16 protein-coding genes and 1 tRNA gene are annotated in these 24,071 nt (G+C 59.2%); 7 read left to right on the plus strand and 10 right to left on the minus strand.

The genetic code is table 11. The features are described from left to right. Positions 1-646: 646 nt before the first annotated feature. The 7 genes from ACRQ1B_RS26070 to ACRQ1B_RS26100 all read right to left on the minus strand — a co-directional run bounded on the left by ACRQ1B_RS26070 (position 647) and on the right by ACRQ1B_RS26100 (position 9,349). Positions 647-2,029 (minus strand): sensor histidine kinase, encoded by a 1,383-nt coding sequence (locus ACRQ1B_RS26070; RefSeq protein ID WP_432297028.1) that lies wholly within the window; start codon positions 2,027-2,029, stop codon positions 647-649. A gap of 328 nt (positions 2,030-2,357) precedes the next feature. After that, a complete protein-coding gene (gene aat / locus ACRQ1B_RS26075; protein ID WP_432297029.1) occupies positions 2,358-2,975 on the minus strand; it encodes a leucyl/phenylalanyl-tRNA--protein transferase in 618 nt (205 codons plus the stop codon). Between the two features lie 17 nt (positions 2,976-2,992). After that, the gene (accC, locus tag ACRQ1B_RS26080) at positions 2,993-4,330 is read right to left on the minus strand and encodes an acetyl-CoA carboxylase biotin carboxylase subunit (RefSeq protein WP_432297030.1); all 1,338 of its coding nucleotides are present in this window, start codon (positions 4,328-4,330) and stop codon (positions 2,993-2,995) included. A gap of 16 nt (positions 4,331-4,346) precedes the next feature. Further along, the gene (gene accB / locus ACRQ1B_RS26085; RefSeq protein WP_432297031.1) at positions 4,347-4,820 is read right to left on the minus strand and encodes an acetyl-CoA carboxylase biotin carboxyl carrier protein; all 474 of its coding nucleotides are present in this window, start codon (positions 4,818-4,820) and stop codon (positions 4,347-4,349) included. A 28-nt stretch (positions 4,821-4,848) separates the two neighbouring features. Further along, positions 4,849-5,286 (minus strand): type II 3-dehydroquinate dehydratase, encoded by a 438-nt coding sequence (gene aroQ / locus ACRQ1B_RS26090; protein WP_432297032.1) that lies wholly within the window; start codon positions 5,284-5,286, stop codon positions 4,849-4,851. Positions 5,287-5,419: 133 nt separating this feature from the next. Further along, a complete protein-coding gene (locus tag ACRQ1B_RS26095; protein ID WP_432297033.1) occupies positions 5,420-6,199 on the minus strand; it encodes a DsbA family protein in 780 nt (259 codons plus the stop codon). Positions 6,200-6,373: 174 nt separating this feature from the next. Beyond that, on the minus strand, positions 6,374-9,349 hold the full coding sequence (locus ACRQ1B_RS26100) for an Rne/Rng family ribonuclease (RefSeq protein WP_432297034.1): 2,976 nt from the start codon (positions 9,347-9,349) through the stop codon (positions 6,374-6,376). Positions 9,350-10,230: 881 nt separating this feature from the next. Between ACRQ1B_RS26100 and ACRQ1B_RS26105 the strand changes: the two genes are divergently transcribed. From ACRQ1B_RS26105 to prfB, 3 genes are all read left to right on the plus strand, one after another. Continuing rightward, a complete protein-coding gene (locus ACRQ1B_RS26105; RefSeq protein ID WP_432297056.1) occupies positions 10,231-11,406 on the plus strand; it encodes an N-acetylmuramoyl-L-alanine amidase in 1,176 nt (391 codons plus the stop codon). Positions 11,407-11,706: 300 nt separating this feature from the next. After that, positions 11,707-14,166, plus strand: a complete 2,460-nt coding sequence (locus ACRQ1B_RS26110) for a penicillin-binding protein 1A (protein ID WP_432297035.1) — start codon at positions 11,707-11,709, stop codon at positions 14,164-14,166. A 104-nt stretch (positions 14,167-14,270) separates the two neighbouring features. Then, a protein-coding gene (gene prfB / locus ACRQ1B_RS26115) for a peptide chain release factor 2 (protein ID WP_432297036.1) occupies positions 14,271-15,402 on the plus strand; the annotation gives its coding sequence in 2 pieces (ribosomal slippage) (positions 14,271-14,339 and positions 14,341-15,402; 1,131 coding nt in all). A 64-nt stretch (positions 15,403-15,466) separates the two neighbouring features. Here the strand turns inward: prfB and ACRQ1B_RS26120 are convergent. Further along, entirely contained in the window at positions 15,467-16,237 is a 771-nt protein-coding gene (locus ACRQ1B_RS26120) for an NAD kinase (RefSeq protein WP_432297037.1), read from the minus strand. 194 nt (positions 16,238-16,431) lie between these two features. On the opposite strand from ACRQ1B_RS26120, the gene ACRQ1B_RS26125 reads away from it, so the two are divergent. Together ACRQ1B_RS26125 and ACRQ1B_RS26130 are read left to right on the plus strand one after the other, a co-directional pair. Continuing rightward, a tRNA-Thr gene (locus ACRQ1B_RS26125) sits at positions 16,432-16,507 on the plus strand. A 243-nt stretch (positions 16,508-16,750) separates the two neighbouring features. Then, positions 16,751-17,503 (plus strand): SGNH/GDSL hydrolase family protein, encoded by a 753-nt coding sequence (locus ACRQ1B_RS26130; protein WP_432297038.1) that lies wholly within the window; start codon positions 16,751-16,753, stop codon positions 17,501-17,503. Between the two features lie 198 nt (positions 17,504-17,701). On the opposite strand, the gene ACRQ1B_RS26135 is transcribed toward ACRQ1B_RS26130, so the two are convergent. Beyond that, positions 17,702-18,835, minus strand: a complete 1,134-nt coding sequence (locus ACRQ1B_RS26135; RefSeq protein ID WP_432297039.1) for an acyltransferase family protein — start codon at positions 18,833-18,835, stop codon at positions 17,702-17,704. A 230-nt stretch (positions 18,836-19,065) separates the two neighbouring features. Here ACRQ1B_RS26135 and ACRQ1B_RS26140 point away from each other — a divergent pair, with 230 nt between their 5' ends. Next, a complete protein-coding gene (locus ACRQ1B_RS26140) occupies positions 19,066-21,111 on the plus strand; it encodes an NAD(+) synthase (RefSeq protein WP_432297040.1) in 2,046 nt (681 codons plus the stop codon). Between the two features lie 183 nt (positions 21,112-21,294). On the opposite strand, the gene ACRQ1B_RS26145 is transcribed toward ACRQ1B_RS26140, so the two are convergent. Beyond that, on the minus strand, positions 21,295-23,364 hold the full coding sequence (locus tag ACRQ1B_RS26145; RefSeq protein ID WP_432297041.1) for an ATP-dependent helicase: 2,070 nt from the start codon (positions 23,362-23,364) through the stop codon (positions 21,295-21,297). A 168-nt stretch (positions 23,365-23,532) separates the two neighbouring features. Here ACRQ1B_RS26145 and ACRQ1B_RS26150 point away from each other — a divergent pair, with 168 nt between their 5' ends. Further along, positions 23,533-23,949 carry a response regulator gene (locus ACRQ1B_RS26150; RefSeq protein WP_432297042.1) on the plus strand — a complete coding sequence of 139 codons (417 nt, stop codon included), beginning with the start codon at positions 23,533-23,535 and terminating at the stop codon, positions 23,947-23,949. Positions 23,950-24,071 lie beyond the last annotated feature (122 nt).

Below are 24,071 nucleotides of genomic sequence, written 5' to 3' on the forward strand. Positions count from 1 at the left end.
AAGAGGGCAGACTCCGCCCTTGGCGATCTTCGGATTTTCAAAAAACACCCGCTGTTTTGCGGGGTATGCGGTCGGGGCACGGTTTGTGCCTCTGACTAAATTTTTTATGTGACACGCACCGTGCCCCGTTTCGGCGGTTTATGTCCGCGACTTCGGTTCCTCTGCGAAAGCCATCCCGATGGTTGCCCACCGACTGGCGATCATGTGTGCCGCACAGGCACGCCCGGCGCGCTTTCGGGCCTCAGAAGCCATGCGGGTTTTGACGCCCGCAAAACTTCCCCCGTGTCGCCGGAGGGGAACCAGTTTCCGCGAACCCCGAGATTGAAGACTTACGTCTTTTCTCCACCACCAGCGCCGGCTCCACCTCGCCGGGACGCCTCCCGGTGTATCCACGATGGATCGCCAGAATTGTAGGCACAGGTTTGGGGAGTGTGGACGAAATCAAATGCAACTATTTTACAAGTAATTGAATTGGCTTGGATATATTTTCAGGGAGGGCAGGTTTTTTTGCCTGAGAATGTTCTGTTTGCGACATGAAGGTCGCTGGACGAGGGGTTGGTTCAGGCGGGGGCGAAGTGCACACTCTAACGAGCAAAGTCCGCATTCGGCCCGAAACGGACTATAACGGAAGGCAAGCTAACCTGCGTCAGCTTGCCTGGTCGCCGGGTTGCGTCGCAAGGATCGTGGCCGGCAGTCGCACGGTCACCGTGGTGCCGGTCGCTCCGGAGGCGGTGGCGACCGACCCGCCCAGTTGCTTCGCAAACGCGCCGACAAAGCGGGTTCCCATACCAGATCCCTCGGTGTTTCCGCTGATCCCCGTCCCATCGTCCTGGACCGTGAGGATGATCTCGCCATCTCGACGTCGGAAGCCGATCTCGATCCTGCCATGCCCTGTCGGAAAGGCATACTTGACCGCGTTAGTGCTGAGCTCGTTTGCGAGGAGCCCCATCGGCACGGCGTGATCGGGATCTATATGGAGTTCATCCGCCACTACGTTGATCACGATGTCGGAGCCGTCACCGAGCAAGGAGGAGTTGAGGCTGGCGGCAATGCCATCGAGATAGGTCGGCATGAAAACGGGACCGAAAGCTGTCGACCGGGCGATCACGTCGTAGAGTTCAGCCACGGCGTTGATGCGGGTCTGCATCGCCTTGTAGCCGATAACGCAAGGCTCGGCGGCTCGCCGGATCTCGAAGCTTACGAAGGCGGAAATGATCTGGAGGTTGTTTTTGATGCGATGAGCGAGTTCGGCGGCGAGCGTCTCGCGGTGACGATCTGCCGCCACGGCTGCGGTCGCGTCTTCGAAATACACCAGGAGCCGGCTGACGTGGTTTCCCGGCCTATAAATCTTCCGCGCATTGATCTTGAAGACCCGTCTGCCGAGACCAGCGAAGTCGTCTTCGAGCAGGTAGTCGTTGATCGGCTTCTCATCGGGAACTACGCGAGAAAGAAGCCCGGTCAGTGCTTCTACGTCCCACTGACCTTGCCCGAGATCCTCCAGCTTTAAACCTTCGACGTCGGACGCGCTGCCGCCAAACAGATTGAGGAACGCCCGACTGGCGGAAACGATCGTCAGGTCACCTTCGAGAATGACAAGCGGGTCCCGGATCGTGTCCACGATCGACTGAGCGAGAAGTTTCTCACGCTCGGCCTCTCTCTGAGCCGCAACGGCATCCGTCACGTCGTCGATGGCGAGAACGAAGAACTCGACATGGTTTCCGGGCCGGAACACCTTGCGGGCGTTCAGGCGCATCACCTTGTGGCCGATGCCTGGAAATTTGTGCTCGACCTCGTAAGCCTCGACGGTGGAGGCGGTCGGGACGATCTCTTCAAGCAAACGTCGCAGCTTGGGAATGTCCCACTGGCCGTCGCCTAGATCATAGAGCCGTCGCCCGACTGTCTCTTCGGGCGTCACCGCGAACATCTGGCAGAATGACCGGTTGATGGTCACCACCTGAAGGTTCGCATCGAGTACCAAAAGTCCGTCCCGAATGGTATCGACGATGTCCTGAGCTGAAATTCCGCTCATCCAACTATCCTGCAAAACTCGAATTCCTTATGCACGCGAAGCCGTAACACAGATCGGCGGGCCTGAATATGTGCTTGAGCGAGTGAAGGAATTTAGCTCGAAGCGGTTCAAACCCTGTTCCGATGGGGTTTGCCTATTCGTCTGGGGGGAGAAAGTTACGCGCCTGCATTGAAACGGGTGATTATTCGGCCACCGGGCCTTCCCACACATGGCGCAAATCCGCCCAACACCTGTTGTCCCAAAATGGCTGTTCTCCGCGTGCATGGGCGAAGGGGCAAGCCGAGCGATCCGCATTCATAGTGTGATAGCCTACAATGAGAAGGAAGCTCTAAAACGCCAGATGCGGCGGCTCCACCGCTGCCTGCAGCATCACCAGATATTCCGCCTTGGGCACGTCGATCGCGCCAAACGTTTTCAGATGATCGGTGGTGAACTGCGTATCGAGCAGGCGAAAGCCTTGGGTGCGCAGGCGCTCGACCAGATGCACGAGACAGATTTTTGATGCATTGGTGCGGCGGGAAAACATGCTTTCGCCGAAGAATGCCGCACCGAGCGAAACGCCGTAAAGCCCGCCCACAAGCTCGCCATCTTCCCATGCCTCGACGCTATGGGCGTGTCCAAGGCCGTGGAGCTCCGTATAGAGCGCGCGGATGGTGGAGTTGATCCAGGTGCTCGGCCGGTTGTCGACCGCTTCTGCGCAGCCGTCCATGACGGCGGCAAAGGCGGTGTCGAAACGGATGTCGAACGGCGCCTTGCGCATGGCCTTTTGCAGGCTTTTGGAGACGTGAAAAGTGTCGAGGGGGATGATCCCCCTCAGGTCCGGCTCGACCCAGAAGATTTCCGGGTCGTCTGCCGAGTCGGCCATCGGAAACAGACCTATGGAATAGGCACGCAGGAGAATGTCCGCTGTAATCGTCGGATCCTGGCCCCTGCGTGTCCCTGCCATCGCTGTCCTTTGAGCCCTTAGTGCTGGGCCAGATAGTGTTCCAGCCAGTGAATGTCGTAATCGCCGGCGGCGATGTCCGGGTTGTCGACCAGATCCTGGAACAGCGGGATCGTCGTCTTGATGCCGTCAACGACGAATTCGTCGAGAACGCGACGCAGGCGCATCATGCATTCGTCGCGGGTGCGACCATGAACGATGAGCTTGCCGATCATGCTGTCGTAGAAAGGCGGGATCTTGTAGCCGGCATAGGCGCCACTGTCGACGCGAACGCCGAGACCACCCGGAGCGTGGTAATAGGTGATCGTGCCCGGAGACGGCACAAAAGTGCGCGGGTCCTCGGCATTGATGCGGCACTCGATGGCGTGGCCCGAAAACACCACGTCGTCCTGCGTCACGGACAGGCCCTTGCCGGAGGCAATGTGGATCTGCTCATGCACCAGATCGATGCCGGTAATGGCTTCGGTGATCGTGTGCTCCACCTGCAGGCGGGTGTTCATTTCGATGAAATAGAACTCGCCGTTTTCGTAGAGGAACTCGATCGTGCCGGCACCGCGATATTTCAGCTTGCGCATGGCATCGGCGCAGATCTCGCCGATCTTCATCCGCTGCTCGACATCAAGGGCAGGGGAGTTTGCTTCTTCCCAGACCTTCTGGTGACGACGCTGCAGCGAGCAGTCGCGTTCGCCCAGATGCACCGCATTGCCTTCGCCATCGCCCAGAACCTGGATTTCGATATGGCGCGGCTTGCCGAGATACTTTTCCATGTAGACGGCATCGTTGCCGAAGGCGGCGAGCGCCTCGGAACGGGCCGACGATACGGCTTCCGAGAGATCGGCTTCGCTATGGGCAAGCTTCATGCCGCGACCACCACCGCCGGCCGTCGCCTTGATCAGGACCGGGAAGCCGATCTGCTTAGCCACTTCCAGCGCGTTTTCCGGCAGCACTTCGCCATCGGAGCCCGGAACGACCGGGATGCCGAGATCCTGTGCCGTCTTCTTGGCGGTGATCTTGTCACCCATGATGCGGATATGATCCGCGGTCGGCCCGATGAAGGTGATGCCGTGGGCGTCGAGAATGTCGGCGAACTTGGCGTTTTCCGACAGGAACCCGTAGCCAGGGTGAACAGCATCCGCACCCGTGATCTCGCAGGCCGCGACGATCTGGTGGATGTTGAGGTAACTGTCACGCGACGGCGGCGGGCCGATGCACACACTCTCGTCGGCAAGACGGACATGCATGGCATCGCTGTCGGCCGTCGAGTGCACGGCGACGGTCGCGATGCCGAGTTCCTTGCAGGCGCGAAGAACGCGAAGCGCGATTTCGCCGCGATTGGCTATGAGGACCTTGGAAACCATCAGGCTGACCTATGCTTTATTCGATGATGACGAGCGCTTCGCCGTATTCGACGGGCTGCGCGTCACTGACGATGATTTCCTTGACGACGCCCGAACGCGGCGCAGGGATCTGGTTCATCGTCTTCATCGCTTCGATGATGAGCAGCGTCTGGCCTTCCTTGACGGTGGCGCCGATCTGGATGAAGGCGGCAGCACCCGGTGCAGGCGACAGGTAGACGGTGCCGACCATCGGGGCCGGAACGGCGTTCTTGTTGTCACGCGCCGATGCGGCCGGAGCGGCAGCAGCAGGTGCGGCGGCGGCAGCCGGAGCAGCAGCGATTGCCGGAGCCGCGGACATGACCGGCGCCTGGACGTATTGCGGGGCCGAACGGGAAACGCGGATACGCATATCGTCCTGTTCGATTTCGATCTCGGTGAGGTCGGTGTCGTTGAGGATGTTGGCGAGATCGCGGATCAGTACCTTGTCGATACCGCTTTTCTTTTCAGACATGGCAAACCCTATATGTCGTTGTCTTTTTTCAGCTGATTATGTCTTTGAAGGCATGCAGCGCGAGAATGTAGCTCGTCGGGCCAAAACCGCAGATGACGCCCTTGGCAGCCGGCGCGATCATCGAATGATGCCGGATTTCCTCGCGCGCATGCACGTTCGAGATATGCACTTCGATCACCGGAACGGTGATGGACTTGATGGCATCATGCAGCGCCAGCGACGTGTGCGTGTAGGCGCCGGCATTAAATGCCACGCCCGCAGCCTTGTCATTGGCCTCATGGATCCAGTCGATCAGAGTGCCTTCATGATTGCTCTGGCGGAAATCGACCTCGAAGCCGAGATCGGTGCCGACCGAGATGCAACGGTTTTCGATATCCTTCAATGTCGCGGCGCCATAGATCCCCGGCTCGCGTTTGCCGAGCATGTTGAGGTTAGGGCCGTTGAGGACGAAAATCGTCTTTTTCATCAAGTCTTCCGTCGAAAAATCTGGGCCACCTATAGACCGGTGAACCGTCAAGGGAAAGCCCCCGGCCGTGAAACCCGTGCATAACCGGGGTTTGCGGCCTTCGGGTGGCGGGAAAATCCGGTTTTAGAGATGGTCAGCAGCTGCCTTTTCCGCATTTGCGGATGTTGGCGATCTTCTCTTCGATGGCGTCTGCACCCTGCGCGCCGATCAGCGCCTCGTTGCCGACGACGTAATAAGGCGTGCCGGTGATGCCGAGTGCATTGGCGAGGCGATAGGTGGTCTTGACGTTGGCCTCGTTCGGCTGGTCCTTCATCGACTGGCGCAGCTTTGCCTCGTCGAGACCGAGCGAGGTTGCGACTTCCATCGCCGTGTCTTCGGTGGCACGGGTTTCGCCGCCGAGCAGTTTTCTGTGGAAGTCCGGGTATTTGTCGGGCGCGGTCAGGCGCACCGCATTGGCAACCTGATGGGCGGCAACGGATTCAGGGCCGAGGATCGGGAATTCCTTCAGCACGAAGCGGACATCCTTGTCCTTTTCCAGAATGGCGTCCATGTCCTCGAGCGCGTGCTTGCAGTAACCGCAATTGTAATCGAAGAACTCGACCACGGTCACGTCACCGTTCGGATTGCCGAGCACGATGTCGTTCTTGTCGGAGAAGATCGCATCCTTGTTCTCGATGATGGCCGGACCCGCCTGGCTCATGCGGCTTTCATACTGCTTCTTCTCATAGGCCTGCTGCACCTCGATCAGAACTTCCGGATTGGCGATCAGGTATTCGCGCACGAAGGCGCCCATTTCCTTTTTCTGCTCTTCCGTCATTTCAGCCGAGGCCGGTTTGACGGCAACAAGGGTGGAGGTTGCCAGTACCGTGGCACCCATGAGCGCAAAAAGGGTCGTGCGGAGGGTGGGGGCCATGAGCGTCATCTTCATCCTGTTCAAATCAATCGTCGTGGTGTGCGAGACTAAGCCAGCGCCGCGCATGTGGAAACCGCAAAATCAGGCTCATCGCGACCGCATTCAGTAAAGGCCTAAGAGAATGCAAAAACGGCCGCACGATGGCGGCCGTCTGTGGTGTTCATATTTTACGGCTTAGAAGAAGCCGCGGCGCTGCCACCAGCCGGCTTTCTTCGGCTTTTCTTCGCCTTCTGCTGGCTTCTGTTCCGAAGCGGTAGACTTCACGACCGGGTCGGAGGAGGAGACGTTTTCGCCACGATTGGCGCGGGCCGGCTTTGCTGCTTCCGCATCTTCCGTCACGGCGGGTGCCTCTTCAACGGCTGCGACAGGTGCGACGTCTGCAGGCTTTGTCTCTTCGGCAGTGGCGACCGGGACGACCGGAGCCTCGACAACGGCTTCGACCTTCGGTGCGGCCTTCTTGCGGGAGGCGCGCGCCTTGGGAGCAGCCGGAGCCGGCTCTTCCGTTGCGGCTGCCTGTTCAGCGACCGCTTCTTCTGCCGGTGCGGCGGCTGCCTTGCCACGACGCGTACGGCGCGGCTTCTTGGCGTCTGCCGATGCTTCTTCCGCAGCCTCAGCAGCTACTTCGGCAACGGCGGCAGGTTCGACAGCTTCAACCGCAACGGCCGGTTCTGCCTGCTGTTCGCCCTCGGCGTCGCTTACGTCGGCGTCACCATCGTCTTCGCCAGAAGCTTCGACGATATTGCCTTCTTCATCCGTGCGATTGCGACGGCCACCGCGCTTGCCACGACGGCGACGCTTGCGGCGTGCGCCTTCGTCACCCTCGGCGGCTTCAGCGGAAGCCTTGCCTTCGGTGGCGTCGTCGTCACCATCCTCACCGTCTTCGTCGGCATCATCGGAAATGGCATCGCCATCCGCAGACTGGGCCTGTGCGTCACCATTGCGGTCGCCGTTCTTGCCACGACGGCGGCGACGGCGCTTGCGCTTGCGGCCGTTCTCACCGTCTTCGCTACGGGCCTGCTGGGCCGGAGCGGAAGCGGCCTCGATGACTTCTTCCTCTTCGTCGATCTCGTCCTCGATGACGATATCGTCATCCTCGTCCTCGACCGGAATGGCCGCGAACTGCATCAGGCTTTCGATCTTGACCGGGTTTTCGACCGGTTCGCCACGATCGACGGCAAAGTGCGTGGCGCCGACATTGTGGTCGGATTCGATGAAGATCGAGACGCCAAAGCGCTTTTCGTAATCCATGACCGTCTGACGCTTGTGGTTCAGAAGGTAGAGCGCGATCTCGGGTGTGGTGCGCACGGTGATGTCGTGCGTGGTGTTTTTCAGCAGGTATTCCTCGATGCCGCGCAGCACGTGCAGGGCGATGGAGGACTGCGAACGGACGTGGCCGGTGCCGCCGCAATGCGAGCAGACCTGCGTCGTCGATTCCAGAACCGAGGCGCGGATGCGCTGGCGCGACATTTCTAGAAGGCCGAAATGCGAGATGCGGCCGACCTGAATACGGGCGCGGTCGTTCTTCAGGCAATCCTTCAGCTTCTTCTCGACGGCGCGGTTGTTGCGCTTTTCTTCCATGTCGATGAAGTCGATGACGATCAGGCCGGCAAGGTCGCGCAGGCGCAGCTGGCGGGCGACTTCTTCAGCCGCTTCCAGGTTTGTCTGCAGCGCCGTGTCTTCGATCGAGTGCTCGCGGGTGGAGCGACCGGAGTTGACGTCAACGGCAACCAGAGCTTCGGTCTGGTTGATGATCAGGTAACCACCGGACTTCAGCGTCACCTGCGGCTGCAGCATGCGATCGAGCTGCGCTTCGATGCCGGAGCGCGAGAAGATCGGGTGCATGTCGCGGTAAGGCTGAACGACGCGGGCATGGCTCGGCATCAGCATCTTCATGAAGTCTTTCGCTTCACGATAGCCTTCTTCGCCGGAGACGATGATCTCGTTGATGTCCTTGTTGTAGAGGTCACGGATGGAGCGCTTGATCAGCGAACCTTCTTCATAGACCAAGCAGGGAGCCGTCGACTGCAGCGTCAGCGTGCGGACGTTTTCCCACAGGCGCATCAGGTATTCGAAGTCGCGCTTGATCTCGACGCGGGTGCGGTTGGCGCCGGCGGTGCGCAGGATCACGCCCATGCCCTGCGGCACTTCGAGATCGCGTGCGATTTCCTTCAGGCGCTTGCGGTCGGTCGGCTGGGTGATTTTTCGCGAAATGCCACCGCCACGTGCGGTGTTCGGCATCAGGACAGAATAACGGCCGGCGAGCGACAGGTAGGTGGTCAGAGCCGCGCCCTTGTTGCCGCGTTCTTCCTTGGCGACCTGAACGAGCAGGATCTGGCGACGCTTGATGACTTCCTGGATGCGGTACTGCTTGCGCGGCTTGCGCTGGATGCGATCCGGAACCTCTTCCATGGCGTCTTCGGCGCCGACGGATTCGATTTCTTCCTTCTCGTGGTTGTCGTCGTCGTCATCATCGTCGTCATCACGACGGCGGCCGCGGGGTTCGACTTCTTCCGAAATCGAATCGGTTTCGACCATGGCAGCCATTTCGCCCGGCGTGCTGTCGTCGTCATTGCCTTCAGCGCTGGCCTCAGTGTCAGCAACAGCAGCGGCAGGCGCTTCTTCCTCGGCAACCTTTTTGCGGGCGCGGCTGCGGCGCGGCTTTTTCGGCTTTTCTTCGGCAACAGCCTCGGCTGCGACTTCCGGCTGGGCTTCCTCAGCCACCGGTGCGGTTTCGGCAGGCTCTTCGCCGAGTGCGGCTTCAACCTGTTCGACCACGGCTGCCGGCAGGCCGATATCCGGCTGATCCTGCAGCGCAGGGTCAACGATCGGGTCGGCGGCATCCGCATCGGCAATGCGCTGCTGCTCTTCCGCTTCGGCCTGTTTCAGGGCCTGACGGTCGGCCAGCGGGATCTGATAATAATCGGGATGGATTTCCGCGAAGGCGAGGAAGCCGTGACGGTTGCCGCCGTAATCCACGAAGGCGGCCTGCAGCGAAGGCTCTACGCGCGTCACCTTGGCGAGATAGATATTGCCGCGGATCTGCTTCTTGTGCTGCGATTCGAAGTCGAATTCTTCAATCCGGTTACCCCGGACGACTACGACCCGCGTCTCCTCTTCGTGAGACGCGTCGATAAGCATTTTGTCTGCCATTGAATATGTGCTCCTCGGCGCAAACGCGCAGGGGCACGGATGCCTGTCGCAAGGACAGGCCGATCATGCGTCGCGGTTGTTGCGCCGGATAAGATTATTCCCGCAGGGTACATCCGTGGCGACCGCAACCCGATAGCCGTCGGGGCTTGTGGCTCCCTCAGCATCTCCAGGTTTTGAAAAACGTGCCGCGACATCTAAGACCAGACGAGAATGACGATACGTGAAGACCCTGATGGGTCCGATGAATATGCTCCGTGCGAGCGATACGATGCCCGCGACTGGGTACTGTTCCGGCCACCGCCGGTGCGGATAGTGTTTCAGAGGCAAAGTGCAGCGACGACGGATGGATGACCGTGTGTGGCGCCAGGTCCTTATCGGCTGGCTGCCGTGGCAGTCCTATCCCGTCAACACTTTGACCCTTCTTTGTCTTTTATGTTTTAATTGTTGCTATGGCAAGGGAAAAGCCGGCCATGCCTTATTGTAGATCAATTCCTGCGCCTTGATATATGACAGCCGTCAGACATGATTCGCGGTGATCGGAAGGCGCGCTGAAATATGGTGCGCAGCTGCCTTTCGGCGAGTGTGATCGACGAAAAAACATCGAACTCGAACGAAAAACTCCAGATATTTTGCGCAAATGCATGTTTGCCACTCGCGGTAGAGCCGGCACAAAGGTATCGAGCAGATGAGCTAGTCCTTCGATCGTGTGGGATCGAGGGCTGTGGAAAGACGCATCGGGGCGTTCATTCGCAAATTTGGGGTAGTATTTGGCGGCGGGAATGAAGACTGAGATAATGGGTGCCTGCGGGCCGCGCGGCGGTGAGCTACTGATTCGCTGCATGCGTCGTGGCGCTATCTTGTCTTTGCTGGCGCTGTCACCGATGATTTTCGGCGATACATTTGCCGGTGGGCCGCGCCTTGCGCAGGCAGCCGCAAGCGAACAGGGCGAAAAGCCGTTGCTGGCCTTTGGCGCGCGTATTGCGGGCGACGATGCGCGCACCCGCGTCGTGCTGGATTTCGACGGCAAGCCGACCTTCTCCGTGCATTATGTTTCCAATCCCGACCGGGTGGTGATCGACCTGTCGGCAACGGCCTTTGGGTTCTCTCCGCAGGACCTGACGGCGCGCGGCCTGTTCAAGGACATTCGTTACGGTGCGATGGGGGAGGCGAGTGCGCGTCTGGTGCTGACGGCCATTCGGCCGGTCAAGCTTGTCGTGGCCGAGGTGCAGAAAAACGACGATCACGGTTATCGCCTCGTGCTCGATGCCGAGATGACCACCGACAAGGCTTTCGTCGAAATGGTGCGCAAGCAGGTCTGGGATACGCCCGGCGACGTCAATGCGATTTCGGAAGCCAAGGACGATGTCTTCACGATCGCGATCGATGCCGGCCATGGCGGTATCGACGCGGGCGCGACTGGTGCCGATGGCAAGGTGCAGGAAAAGGCCATCACGCTGGCTTTCGCGCAGGCGCTGCAGGCCAAGCTCGACGGCAAGGCCGGCATGAAGGCCTTTCTGACACGAGAGGACGATCATTTCCTGTCGCTCTCCGAGCGCGTGACGCTGGCGCGTCAGGGCAAGGCCGATCTGTTTATCTCGCTGCATGCCGATACGCTGCGCGAAAAGGATATTCGCGGGGCCACCGTCTACACGCTGTCGGACAAGGCATCCGACCGCATGGCGGAAAATCTGGCTGCGCGTGAAAACCTGTCCGACCAGCTAGCCGGCTACAGCCTGCAGGACGGGCCGCCTGAAGTGGCCGATATCCTGATGGATCTGACCCGTCGCGAAACGCAGGCCTTTTCCATCTCGCTGGCCGATCGGGTTGTTTCATCGTTCGAGGGGCAGGTGGGGCTGATCAACAATCCGCGCCGCTCTGCCGGTTTCCAGGTTCTGCGCGCGCCGGACATTCCGTCCGTGCTGCTGGAACTGGGTTTTCTGTCCAATGTCGAGGACGAAAAACTGCTGCTGGATGAAAAATGGCGGGAAAAGGTAACTGGCCTGATCGCGGAAGCTGTTTTGCAATATCGCGGGCGTGCCATGGCCGATGGCGGTTGAAAGCCGAAGGATCACGGTGCCGCGATCGTGATGGGAGTGCCGTATCTACCACACCGCGCCGACTATCCGGCTGACATGCCTTGGGAATAACGTCGCCAAGCCCTATTTTACTCACATTCAAACGGTTATTCGGCCCGGTACTGTGAGCGACGATTTTGAATGGTGCCCGTGGCGCGTGCTGTGGGCGCAGATGTCGCGAATGCGCGCAAAGGCTTGTACTCTTGGGCCTTGCCGTGCAAAACGCCAGAAAATATGCGATTGTGCTTTTTTGCATCCTACGACGATAGACGGTAGCGCCTGATGATCAGATTGATTGGATACATGTTCGGACTGGGCTGCGTGCTCTTTCTCGCAGTGGCGGGGGCCGCGGCCGTTTATCTGGTCGGCGTGACCCGCGATCTGCCGGACTATGAAGTCCTCAATTCCTACGAGCCGCCGGTCGCGACCCGCGTGCATGCCGGCAACGGCGCACTGATGGCGGAATATGCGCGCGAGCGTCGCCTGTTCCTGCCGATCCAGGCCGTGCCGGATCGCGTCAAGGCGGCTTTCCTGTCGGCGGAAGACAAGAACTTCTACAATCACCCCGGCGTCGATATCACCGGTCTCGGCCGCGCCATCGTCAACAACATCCAGAACATCGGTTCGGGCCGTCGTCCCGAAGGCGCTTCCACCATCACCCAGCAGGTGGCCAAGAACTTCCTTCTGTCAGCCGACCAGACGATGGACCGCAAGGTGAAGGAGGCTATCCTCTCCTTCCGTATCGAGCAGACCTATTCCAAGGACAAGATCCTCGAGCTTTATCTGAACGAGATCTTCTTCGGCATGAACTCCTACGGCATTGCCGGTGCAGCACTGACCTATTTCGACAAGTCGGTGACCGAACTGACGATCGCCGAATCGGCCTATCTCGCATCGCTGCCCAAGGGCCCGGCCAACTATCACCCGTTCCGCCATGAAAAGGCAGCGCTGGAGCGCCGCAACTGGGTCATCGATCGCATGGCCGAAAACGGCTACATCACCGTCGAGGATGCGACCGAAGCCAAGACGCATCCGCTGGGCGTGACCCTGCGCCGCAGCGGTCCGTCGCTGCTCGGTACCGATTTCTTCGCCGAGGAAGTCCGCCGCCAGATCATCGGCAAGTATGGCGACAAGGCGCTTTACGAGAGCGGCCTTTCGGTGCGCACGTCGATCGATCCGGACATGCAGCTGCAGGCACGTACCGCCCTCCAGCGTGGTCTGGTCGATTACGACGAGCGCCGTGGTTTCCATGGTCCGGTAAAGGAAATTGCCGCCAGCGGCGACTGGGGACCTGAACTGGCAAAAATCCCGGCGCTGCGTGACGTGCCCGAATGGAAGCTTGCGGTCGTCACGGCCGTTTCGGCAACGGGCGTCGATATCGGTCTTCAGCCCGACACGGCTGCCGGTGGCAAGGTTGTCGAGGACCGCGAGCGCGGTCACATCGATGCCGAAAACATGAAATGGGCCTATCGCGATGCGGCGGGCGAACGCAAGACCGCGCGTTCTCCCGAAGGCGTGCTGAAGGCCGGTGATGTTGTTTATGTCGAGCCGCTTTCCGGCAAGCAGGGCAGCTATCGCCTGCGTCAGCCGCCGAAGGTTCAGGGTGCTCTTGTTGCCATGGACCCGCATACCGGCCGAGTTCTCGCCATGGTCGGGGGCTTCTCCTACGCGCAGTCCGAGTTCAACCGCGCGACGCAGGCGATGCGCCAGCCGGGTTCGTCCTTCAAGCCGTTCGTTTATGCGGCGGCCATGGACAATGGTTATACGCCGGCATCTGTCATCATGGATGCGCCGATCGAGGTCGTGTCCGGCAACGAAGTCTGGCGCCCGACCAACTATGGCGGCGAGGATGGCGGTGGTCCTTCGACCCTGCGTACCGGTATCGAAAAGTCGCGTAACCAGATGACCGTTCGTCTGGCGCAGGACATGGGCATGGACCTTGTCGCCGAATATGCCGAGCGTTTCGGCATTTACGACAAGATGGCGCCTTACCTGCCGATGGCGCTGGGTTCGGGTGAAACCACCGTTCTGCGCATGGTGTCGGCCTATTCGGTCATCGCCAATGGCGGCAAGCAGATCAAGCCGACGCTGGTCGACCGCATTCAGGACCGTTACGGCAAGACGATCTTCCGCCATGAGGAGCGCACCTGCGAAGGCTGCAATGCCAATAGCTGGGCAAACCAGGAGGAGCCGGTTCTGGCCGATAACCGCGAACAGGTTCTCGACCCGATGACCGCCTATCAGGTGACATCGATGCTGGAAGGTGTCGTGACCCGCGGCTCCGCTGCCGGCAAGGTACACATCAGCGACCGCCCGATCGCCGGCAAGACCGGTACCACCAATGACAGCAAGGACACATGGTTCGTCGGTTTTTCGCCGGATCTGGTGGCAGGCCTTTACATCGGTTTCGACAACCCGGCGACGCTTGGACGCGGCGCGACCGGTGGCAGCCTTGCCGCCCCGATTTTCGCCAGCTTCATGGAAGCCGCCGAGAAGACCCGCGAGGCCGGCAAATTCCAGGTGCCGCAGGGCATGCAGTTCATCGCCGTCAACCGCAAGACCGGCATGTTCGCCAATGAAGGCGAGCCGGACACGATCGTGGAAGCCTTCAAGCCCGGCACCGGCCCGTCCGACACCTTCAGTGTGATCGGCATGGAAGACACGATGCCGGCGGAAGAAATCCTGCGGACCTCGCCGCAGGCACAGCAGGCAGTCACCTCGGGTGCCGGCGGCCTGTTCTGATCCATCCCTGACTTACTCTTGCGCGGCGGGCGGGTTTACATCCTTGCCCGCCGTCTCTATGTCAGGCCTCATTTCCAAGTAATATACGGGAAGCAGCTACGCATATGCGCAACGAAATGCTCAACGTCACCGACGAAATCAAGCAGGCCATAAGCCTGCTGAGGAGGCATCTTTGACTGGGATCAGGCGGTAAGACGACTGGACTGGTTGAACAACAAGGCAGAGGACCCGAACCTCTGGAACGATGCCACCGAAGCCCAGAAGCTGATGCGCGAGCGCCAGCAGCTGGATGACAGCATCAACGGCGTGAAAGCGCTGGAGCAGCAGCTCAACGACAATATCGAACTCATCGAAATGGGTGAGGAAGAGGGCGACGAGGCGATCATCAAGGACGCCGAGGACGCGCTGCGGGCGCTGCGCACTGAGGCCAACCGTCGTCAGGTCGAGGCCATGCTTTCGGGTGAAGCCGACAGCAACGACACCTATGTGGAAGTGCATTCCGGCGCCGGTGGCACGGAAAGCCAAGACTGGGCGAACATTCTCCTGCGCATGTATACGCGCTGGGCCGAACGTTCGGGCTACAAGGTCGAGGTTCTGGAAGTCCATGACGGCGAAGAGGCGGGCATCAAGTCGGCCACCATTCTCGTCAAGGGCCACAATGCCTATGGCTGGATGAAAACCGAATCGGGCGTGCACCGTCTCGTGCGCATTTCGCCCTACGATTCCAATGCGCGTCGCCACACCTCGTTCTCGTCGATCTGGGTTTATCCGGTCGTGGACGACTCGATCAATATCGAGGTGGCCGAAAGCGATTGCCGTATCGATACTTATCGCGCTTCGGGTGCGGGTGGTCAGCACGTCAACACGACCGACTCGGCCGTGCGTATCACGCATATCCCGACCGGCATCGTGGTGGCCTGCCAGCAGGAACGCTCGCAGCACAAGAACCGCGCCAAGGCGTGGGACATGCTGCGCGCCCGTCTCTACGAAGCCGAACTGAAGAAGCGTGAAGACGCGGCCAATGCCGAGGCGGCCTCCAAGACCGATATCGGCTGGGGCCACCAGATCCGCTCCTACGTTCTGCAGCCCTACCAGCTGGTCAAGGACCTGCGCACGGGCGTGGAAAGCACCGCGCCGGGTGACGTTCTCGACGGTGAACTCAACGAGTTCATGGAAGCAGCCCTTGCTCACCGCATCAGCGGCAAGGCGGATGTTGCCAGCGGCGATCTCGACTGATTGGCGTCATTGCACGTGAGATAGAAAAGGCGGTTTCTTCGGAGGCCGCCTTTTTTGCTGGGAATCAATCTGAAAACTGTTCCGCCAAAATGCGGTCGGACCAGGAATGATCGGGGTCGGACAGGATGCGCGCCTTCATGTCCTTCGACTGTGCGACACGGATATGCAGCACCGACTTGACTTCGGTATTGTCGGCCACCGCGTTGACCGGGCGTTTTTCCGGTTCGAGGATGTGGATATCGACGCAGACGCGGTTCGGCAAAAGCGCACCACGCCAGCGGCGAGGGCGAAACGCGCTGACAGGGGTCATGGCGAGAAGCGGCGCCTCCAGCGGTAGGATTGGGCCGTGGGCGGAGAGATTGTAGGCGGTGGAGCCGGCAGGTGTCGCGACCATCAGGCCGTCGCAGATCAGTTCCTCCAGCCGCACCTTGCCGTCGATTTCGACCCGCAGTTTTGCCGCCTGATAGCTTTGGCGAAAAAGATAGACCTCGTTGATGGCCAGTGCCACCGATGTCGTGCCGTCCGTATTCGTCGTGGTCATCCGCAGCGGATGAATGGCATTTTCAACCGACGCCGATACCCTCTCATGCAGATTGTCGGCATGGTAATCGTTCATCAGAAAGCCGACCGAACCGCAATTCATGCCATAGACGCGTTTTCCAGAATTGATGCTGTCATGCAGCGTCTGCAGCATGAAACCGTCGCCCCCGAGCGCCACGATGACATCGGCCTCGTCCACCGGCGTCTGGCCGTACATGCGGGTCAGTTCTTCGAGGGCGGCCTGCGCCTCGGGCGCGATGGACGCCAAAAATGCGAGGCTTTTCTTCTGGGACATCAACGGCACCTTCTTTCATGGCCGCCCTTGGTACAGGAAAAAAGCGGAGGGCGACAAGGCTGCCGATACCCAAAGGCATCGAATGCTTGAAGGTTTTGATGTTGTGGATGATGCGGCGCTTGACGGTTGTTAATCCGATGTGCGGCAGTTTTCGCTTTACAGTGAGCGAGAATCTGCTAACTCGCACATGCAATGCCCTTGTAGCTCAGTTGGTAGAGCACCTGATTTGTAATCAGGGGGTCGCGGGTTCGAACCCTGCCGGGGGCACCATTCACCTTCCAAAAGCCTTATTTCCTAGAGGTTCTGCTAGGGGGGCGGGTTCAAGGTTTGGGGGAGTTTCGTTCTTCACCCGTTCGGCCACCCTATTGGAAGACCTAATCCCCAACTTCGCTCTGTCAGCGCCCTTCGTGTAAACCTCTGCCTGTTTGGGGCTAGGCCAACTGAGGCACCAGTTGACACCGTCTCGCTCGACGGTATCAACTTTACGCTGGATATTGATTAGGGTCATCGCTCGTGCGCCTTGCTCTCGTTTTCGTCATAATGTTTTTTGCCGGTTCGGCTATAGCCGATCCTCTTTGTGGCCGCGAAAACATGGCTGCGTTCTATGGCGCGCTAGTGCAGTCGAGGTCCGATGGCCGTCCGGTAAAAATTCATATTGTCGGTGACAGCAAAGCGGCCGGGCAGGGGGTGTCTTCAGAATACACGCTGCAATCTCTCCTTACAGAGGCCAGCAATGGCTACCCCGTACAGGTAACTGCAACTGGCTATTCAGCGCAGAACTCAGAATATTGGTTGAAAGTGGGCGTGACAGAATTCCTCAGATCGCATGCTGACGTGGATCTGCTCGTTGTGAATTTCGGAACCAACGAGAAAGTCGCGGCACTTTTACAGTCTGACGAGGACATTGCAAAAAATCACACGGCAGCATTGTCGATTATCCGTCGGGAAAAATCTGCCAATGAGCTTTCAGTCCTTTTCCTGGGGCAACCCCCCGCTAATAATCATTTGGATGAATTCAAGCAGACGACCGAAACGATGCGTGGCGTAAACGCTATTCTCAAAAATGGCGCCAAGCATACGAACAGCGCTTATTTCGACACGCTTGCACTGTTTTCAAGGGCGCACAGTGAGGCGGGATGGATGGATAATGCACCAGTTCCAACGATAGGTAGTGCGAACATCCATCCTGGAGCGGCTATGAACATGGTCTTGATCGGGGAGTTGGCGCGAGGACTTTTCCCTATTCCATTCAAGGCGCGTAACTAAACAGCGCGTCGTAAATTCATGACCTGACACCACCCAACTCCGGAGAAACACCATGTCTGGCAATCCCTCAAGGTAGGTCGACATCATTTTTTTGAACCGCGCGGCAATATAGTTTCGCCGGTTTCGGCGTAAGCCTTCCGAACCTCTATCAACGCATAGGCCGCTATTTCGGTCACCCGGCTTTATTCCGGACGCTCGTTACGACCGTAGCTTGAACGGCACCGGTGGATTGGCAAGTGCTGCTTCCTCGGTGACAGGCAGGGCCTTGATTGTGTTTTCAGGTCGCGGAGGTCGAAGCTCGAGGAACGGCTTTTCTATCAGGTTATAGACTGCGATCGAGGTGAGTACGACGGCGGGGTAGACCATCACGAGGAAATAGATGATGGCCATCTCCCATGTCGGTGCCATGTACAGTATGTCACGCATCGCGTACATCACGAACGCATGGATCAGGTAGGTCGAGTAGCTAATTCTGCCTAGATAGCTGATCAAACTGCCAACGCGACCGCGTTGGGTTGCCTTCGCACCAAGAACGTAGCCTGATATGATCAGCGAATACCCGATCGCCTCCAGCGTTGGCAAAAATATCCAAATCTGCTTCTTCTCAGTTCCGATAAATCCGCCCTTTTGGTAGAGCTTCATAAGTGCCAGGGTGACGATCACTGCTCCGATGGCAAAGATGAGCCATGCGAGAAGGGGTGAAAACTCCTTTTTGGTAATGTGTTTTACGGAAAATGCCGTCAACATGCCCGCTAGAAACTGGTCGGCTCGCCCATAAAGCGTGAAATAACTCAAATCCCGTACCTTGCCATGCCCCAGCCAGATCGTCCACCGCAGCCCAATGAACATGACGATTAAGAACACGAGGTAGGACCAGCCGTATCGCTTGGTAAAAAGGACAATGAACGGGAACAGCAGATAAAATTGGAACTCCACGAGAACAGACCAAGCGGGGGCAGCGAACCCCACAAAAGGCCCCGTATGGATTGTTGTAAGCGCAGCTAGTACTCGATCAGCAGTCCAGGTTCCATCCAACGCTAAGCCGAGAAGTGCGACGAAGACAAAAAGCGGGACTATGCGCATGACGCGACGCTTTATGAACTCGCCGTATCTGATATCTCTGTCGTAATAGAGATGTGCGAAAATAAAGCCGCTGATGGTACAAAAAAATGCAACCCCTGAGTGCCCTTCCTTGAAGAAGACGAGTTGCGAAAAGAGAAGTTTGATTTCTCCAATCGCAGGAGAATATGGCATATGGAAAATAAGGACCATGAAGCACGCAAAAAAACGTAGATCGTCCAGGCGATCCAGCCTATCGGTGTTTGCAACCAATGCCTTGCCCCCTTGCGCAATTAATGCGCGATTAACTAAATACTAATGCAGCAATAGCGTCAATCGAGTGCGAGAATGTATTCACCATTTATCGCATTGATTGTATTTCTCTCCCGAGAATGTTTCCTCAGGAAGCTCCAATTCGCCGGTAGCCGGCAATCCTGTCAGATCGCTCTCGACCGCGCCGCGCCGCAGCATTAAATAGGCAGCGAAGCAATCCGGAGTGCCCGATGAACTTCCATTCTGCCTATGCCCACGGTTTCGTTCGTGTCGCCACAGCCACGCCGGCCTGCGAGATCGGTGATCCTGACTTCAACGCAAAAGCGGTGCTGGAACTGGCACGACAAGGGCATGATCAGGGCGTCGCGCTGATGGTCTTTCCGGAACTCGGTATTTCCGGTTATTCGATCGACGATCTGTTGGGGCAGGCGGCGCTTCTCGATGCCGTCGAAACGGCGCTGAAAACACTTGTCGAGGCGAGCCGTGATCTCATTCCCGTTCTGCTGGTCGGCGCGCCGCTGCGCCATCGCGGCCGGCTTTATAACTGCGCCATCGTCATTCATGCGGGACAAATCCTCGGCGTCGTGCCGAAGACCCATATTCCGAACTATCGCGAGTTCTATGAAAAGCGCTGGTTTGCGTCCGGCCGCACGGTGCGTGGTCAGGAGATTGCGGTGGCGAGGCAGGTCGTGCCGTTCGGCATTGATCTTTTGTTCGAGGACCGGCGCATTGCCGATTTCGTCTTCCATGTGGAAATCTGCGAGGATGTCTGGGTGCCGGCGCCGCCGAGCGATTTTGGCGCGCTCGCAGGGGCGACCATTCTCACCAATCTTTCGGCCAGCAATGTCACGGTCGGCAAGGCTGATGTGCGAAAGCAGCTTTGCGCGAACCAGTCGTCGCGCAATATTGCCGCCTATCTCTATTCGGCGGCGGGGCCGGGCGAATCGACCACCGATCTCGCCTGGGACGGGCAGGCCTGCATTTACGAACTCGGCGATCTTCTGGCGGAAACCGAACGTTTCCCGGAAGGCTCGCAGATGTGCGTTGCCGATATCGATGTCGAGCGGCTGGCGCTGGAGCGTCTGCGCACCGTGACCTTCGAGGATGCGGCCGAAAAGGTGCTGCGCTCTGATCAGCCGTTCCGTCGTATCGGTTTCGAGTTTGCCGCGCCGGAAGGCGATATCGGCCTTAAGCGGTCTGTCGCACGGTATCCCTTCGTGCCCTCCGATCCGGCGCGTCTCGATCAGGATTGTTACGAGACATTCAACATCCAGGTCCAGGGCCTGATGAAGCGCCTGCAGGCGACCGGTATCAAACGGTTGTGCATCGGCATCTCCGGTGGTCTCGACAGCACACATGCACTGCTGGTGGCGGCGCGCGCCTTTGACAGGCTCGGCTGGCCGCGTACCGATATTTTAGGTTTCACCATGCCGGGTTTTGCCACCGGCGACGAAACGCTCGGCAACGCCTGGTCTTTGATGCGCAGCATCGGCATCACGGCGGAAGAGGTGGATATCAAGCCGCTGGCGCTGCAGTTGCTAAAAGATCTCGGCCATCCGTTTTCCGGTGGCGAGCCGGTCTATGATGTGACCTTCGAAAACGTGCAGGCGGGTCTACGCACCGACTTTCTGTTCCGCGCGGCCAACCAGCGCAATGCCATCGTGCTCGGCACCGGTGACCTCTCGGAAATCGGGCTCGGCTGGTGCACCTATGGCGTCGGCGACCAGATGAGCCATTACAATGTCAACGGTTCGGTCTCGAAGACGCTGATCCAGCATCTGATCCGCTGGGTCATCAATAGCGGCAGTTTTGACGCGGAGGCGAATGCCACGCTGGAACGCGTGCTCGGCACGATCATTTCGCCGGAACTGGTGCCGGCGGGTGAGGATGGCGTTATCCAGAGCACCGAGGACAAGATCGGTCCTTACGATCTGCATGATTTCACGCTCTATTATTTGACGCGGTATGGTCTGAAGCCATCGAAGATCGCCTATCTGGCGCATCATGCCTGGCGCGATGTGGCCGCCGGTGCGTGGCCACCGAATTTCCCGGATGAAAAGCGTCGGGAATACGATCTCGCGACGATCCGGAAATGGCTTCAGACGTTTCTGTTCCGATTCTTCACCATCAGCCAGTTCAAACGTTCGGCCTCGCCGAATGGGCCTAAGGTTACGTCCGGTGGTTCGCTATCGCCGCGTGGCGACTGGCGCGCGCCGTCCGATGGCAATGCGCGAGTGTGGTTGAGGGAACTGGAGGAGAATGTGCCGGAGGCGTGAGGTCTTGCGTCCTTCTCCCAGTTTTACGGGGAGAAGGTGGCGGTAGCCGGATGAGGGGCAGAAGCCGCGACCTCAGCGCTTGTGGTTGCCCCTCATCCCCTCGCTGTCGCTCCGGACCTTCTCCCCGCATGCGGGGAGAAGGCGCAGGCTGCGCCCCTCCATATCTCTCTTGAAACCTTGTCGTTACCGCCACATGCCGCGCATGCGCGCCGTCACATCGATGCGCACCTGTTTGCGCGCTGCCTTTTCCGCTTCCGACATCGGCTCCACCACCGGCCATGCGGCGGTTTCGAAAAACTGCAACAGCGTTGCCGGGATGAAGCGGGTGCGGGCCGCGTAGACGTGCCGGTCGCCTTGTGAATGCTGGCCGTGCGTGAAGAAACGTTGAGGTGTGATGAGATCCAGACTGTCCTTGGCGCGGGTCATCGCCACGTAGAGAAGGCGGCGTTCCTCTTCCACCTCCGCACTGGTGCCAACACCGAGATCGGAGGGAATGCAGCCGTCGACGCAGTTCAGCACAAAAACCGAGCGCCATTCCTGCCCTTTTGCCGAATGGATGGTCGAGAGGATGAGGTAATCGTCATCCAGCAAGGGCACGCCGGCCTGATCGCTGGTGGCGCTGGGCGGATCGAGCGTCAGTTCGGTGAGGAACCGTTCGCGGGATACGTAGCCCGAAGCGATCTGTTCCAGCTGCAACAGGTCGGCCTTGCGGGTCTCGGCATCCTCGTGGATGCGGTTGAGATGCGGTTCGTACCAGTTGCGCGCCGTGCCGATTTCCGAGGGCCAGCCTTCGCCTCGACGCACGGAGGAAAGCATCTCGACAAAGGTCGTCCAGTCTTCACCGCTGCGGGGCGGGGCGGGGATTTCCTGCAGCGCTGCCAGCGGCTCGGGATCTGTGGCGATGGCGTCCAGAATTTTGCCAGCCGTCTGCGGGCCGACGCCGGGGATCAACTGCATCAGCCGGAAACCGGCGACACGGTCGCGGGGGTTCTGGGCGAAACGAAGGGCTGCCAGCAGGTCCTTCACATGCGCGCTATCCAAAAATTTCAGGCCGCCGAATTTCACGAAGGGAATGTTGCGGCGAGTGAGTTCCACTTCCAGCGGGCCGGAATGATTTGACGAGCGGAACAGCACGGCCTGGTTTTTCAGGGTCATGCCGGTTTCGCGGTTTTCGAGAATTTTTTCGCAGATGTAGTTCGCCTGCTCGTTTTCATCGCGCACCGCAACGAGGCGGGGGCGCTCGGCTGACTGACGTTCGGTCCACAGGTTCTTGGTGAACCGTTCGCGCGCCAGTTCGATCACGCCATTGGCAGCCGCAAGGATCGTGTTGGTGGAGCGGTAATTGCGGTCGAGCGTGATGATGTCGGCCGGAGGCTCGAAGGATTTCGGGAAGTCCAGAATGTTGCGGATGGTGGCGGCGCGGAAGGAGTAGATGGACTGCGCATCGTCGCCGACCACGGTCAGGCCGCGCCCGCCGGGTTTCAGGCCCATCAGGATGGTCGATTGCAGGCGGTTGGTGTCCTGATATTCGTCGACCAGAACATGGTCGAAGCGCGCGCCGATATCGGCGGCAAGCTGTGGTTCCGACATGGTCTGCGCCCAGTAGAGAAGCAGGTCATCGTAATCGAGCACGTTTTGCGCCTGCTTGGATTCGACATAGGTGGCAAAAAGCTCGCGCAATTGCGCTTCCCAGGCGGCACACCACGGAAAGTAGGTTTTCAGCACCTCGCCGAGAGCGGCTTCCGAATTGACCACACGCGAATAGATGGCGAGGCAGGTGCCCTTGGTGGGAAAACGGCTTTCGGTTTTGGAGAAGCCAAGCTCGTGCCGGATGAGGTTCATCAGGTCGGCGCTGTCTTCGCGGTCGTGAATGGTGAAATCCGGGTCGAGGCCGATCTGTTCGGCGTAGATCCGCATCAGGCGTGCGCCGATCCCGTGAAAGGTGCCCGCCCAGGCGAGCGCATCGGTCATAACGCCGGCATTGGCGCCAAGCACCTGTCCGCAGATACGCTCGACGCGCTTGCCCATTTCAGACGCTGCGCGGCGGGAAAAGGTCATCAGCAGGATACGGCGCGGATCGGCGCCATTGACGATCAGGTGTGCGACGCGGTGCGCCAACGTATTGGTCTTGCCGGAACCGGCGCCGGCGATGACCAGAAGCGGACCGCTGTCGCCCGTCTTTGCATACGTCGCACCGTGCTCGACGGCGCGGCGCTGGGCATCGTTGAGTTTGTCAAGATAGGCAAGGCTCATGGGCGGTTCCGAATCATGGGGATGTTTCTACCCGATTCGCGGGACGGGGCAGAATGATTTGCGCAAGATCATGGCTGAACTCACCTCACGCGTGCATCAATTTTTGAAGGTTGTGGAACAAAAGTCCGTATGGGGAATTTTACCTGACTCTAAAACAAAGAGGGGCCGATGCCGCATCGCATTCTTGTTGTCGAAGATCAACTGCTGATCGCGCTACATATCGAGGACGCCGTGCTGGCGCTTGGGCATGAAGTGGCAGGCATTGCGGCCAATTCGGCCGATGCACTGGATGCCGGCGACGACGCCGACATCGCGCTTGTCGATGTCCATCTTCAGGACGGGCCGACCGGGCCAGATATCGGCCGTGAGCTTGCAGCTCGGGGGCTGACGGTCATCTTCATGACCGCCAATCCGGAAGCGATCGCCAGCGGCATTCCCGGCACGCTCGGGGTGATTTCAAAACCGCTATTCGACCTCGAACTGATCGGCTCGATCCAGTTTGCGGCTGAAGTGCGTGACGGCCACAATGCAACGCCGCCTGAGCGCATGCGCTGTTTCGACAGGCGGGCGACGGCGCTGCACTAGGCAGTGTCCTCATAAACGGGGTTCATCTTATTGGCGGTGTGTGATTCAATCTCCTTGAAAGGAGTTTGCCATGCGCCGTCACGAATTGAGCGACGAAGAATGGGCTGTCATCGCACCTCTCT

Source organism: Endobacterium panacihumi (assembly GCF_050847465.1).
GTDB classification, from domain to species: domain Bacteria; phylum Pseudomonadota; class Alphaproteobacteria; order Rhizobiales; family Rhizobiaceae; genus Neorhizobium; species Neorhizobium panacihumi.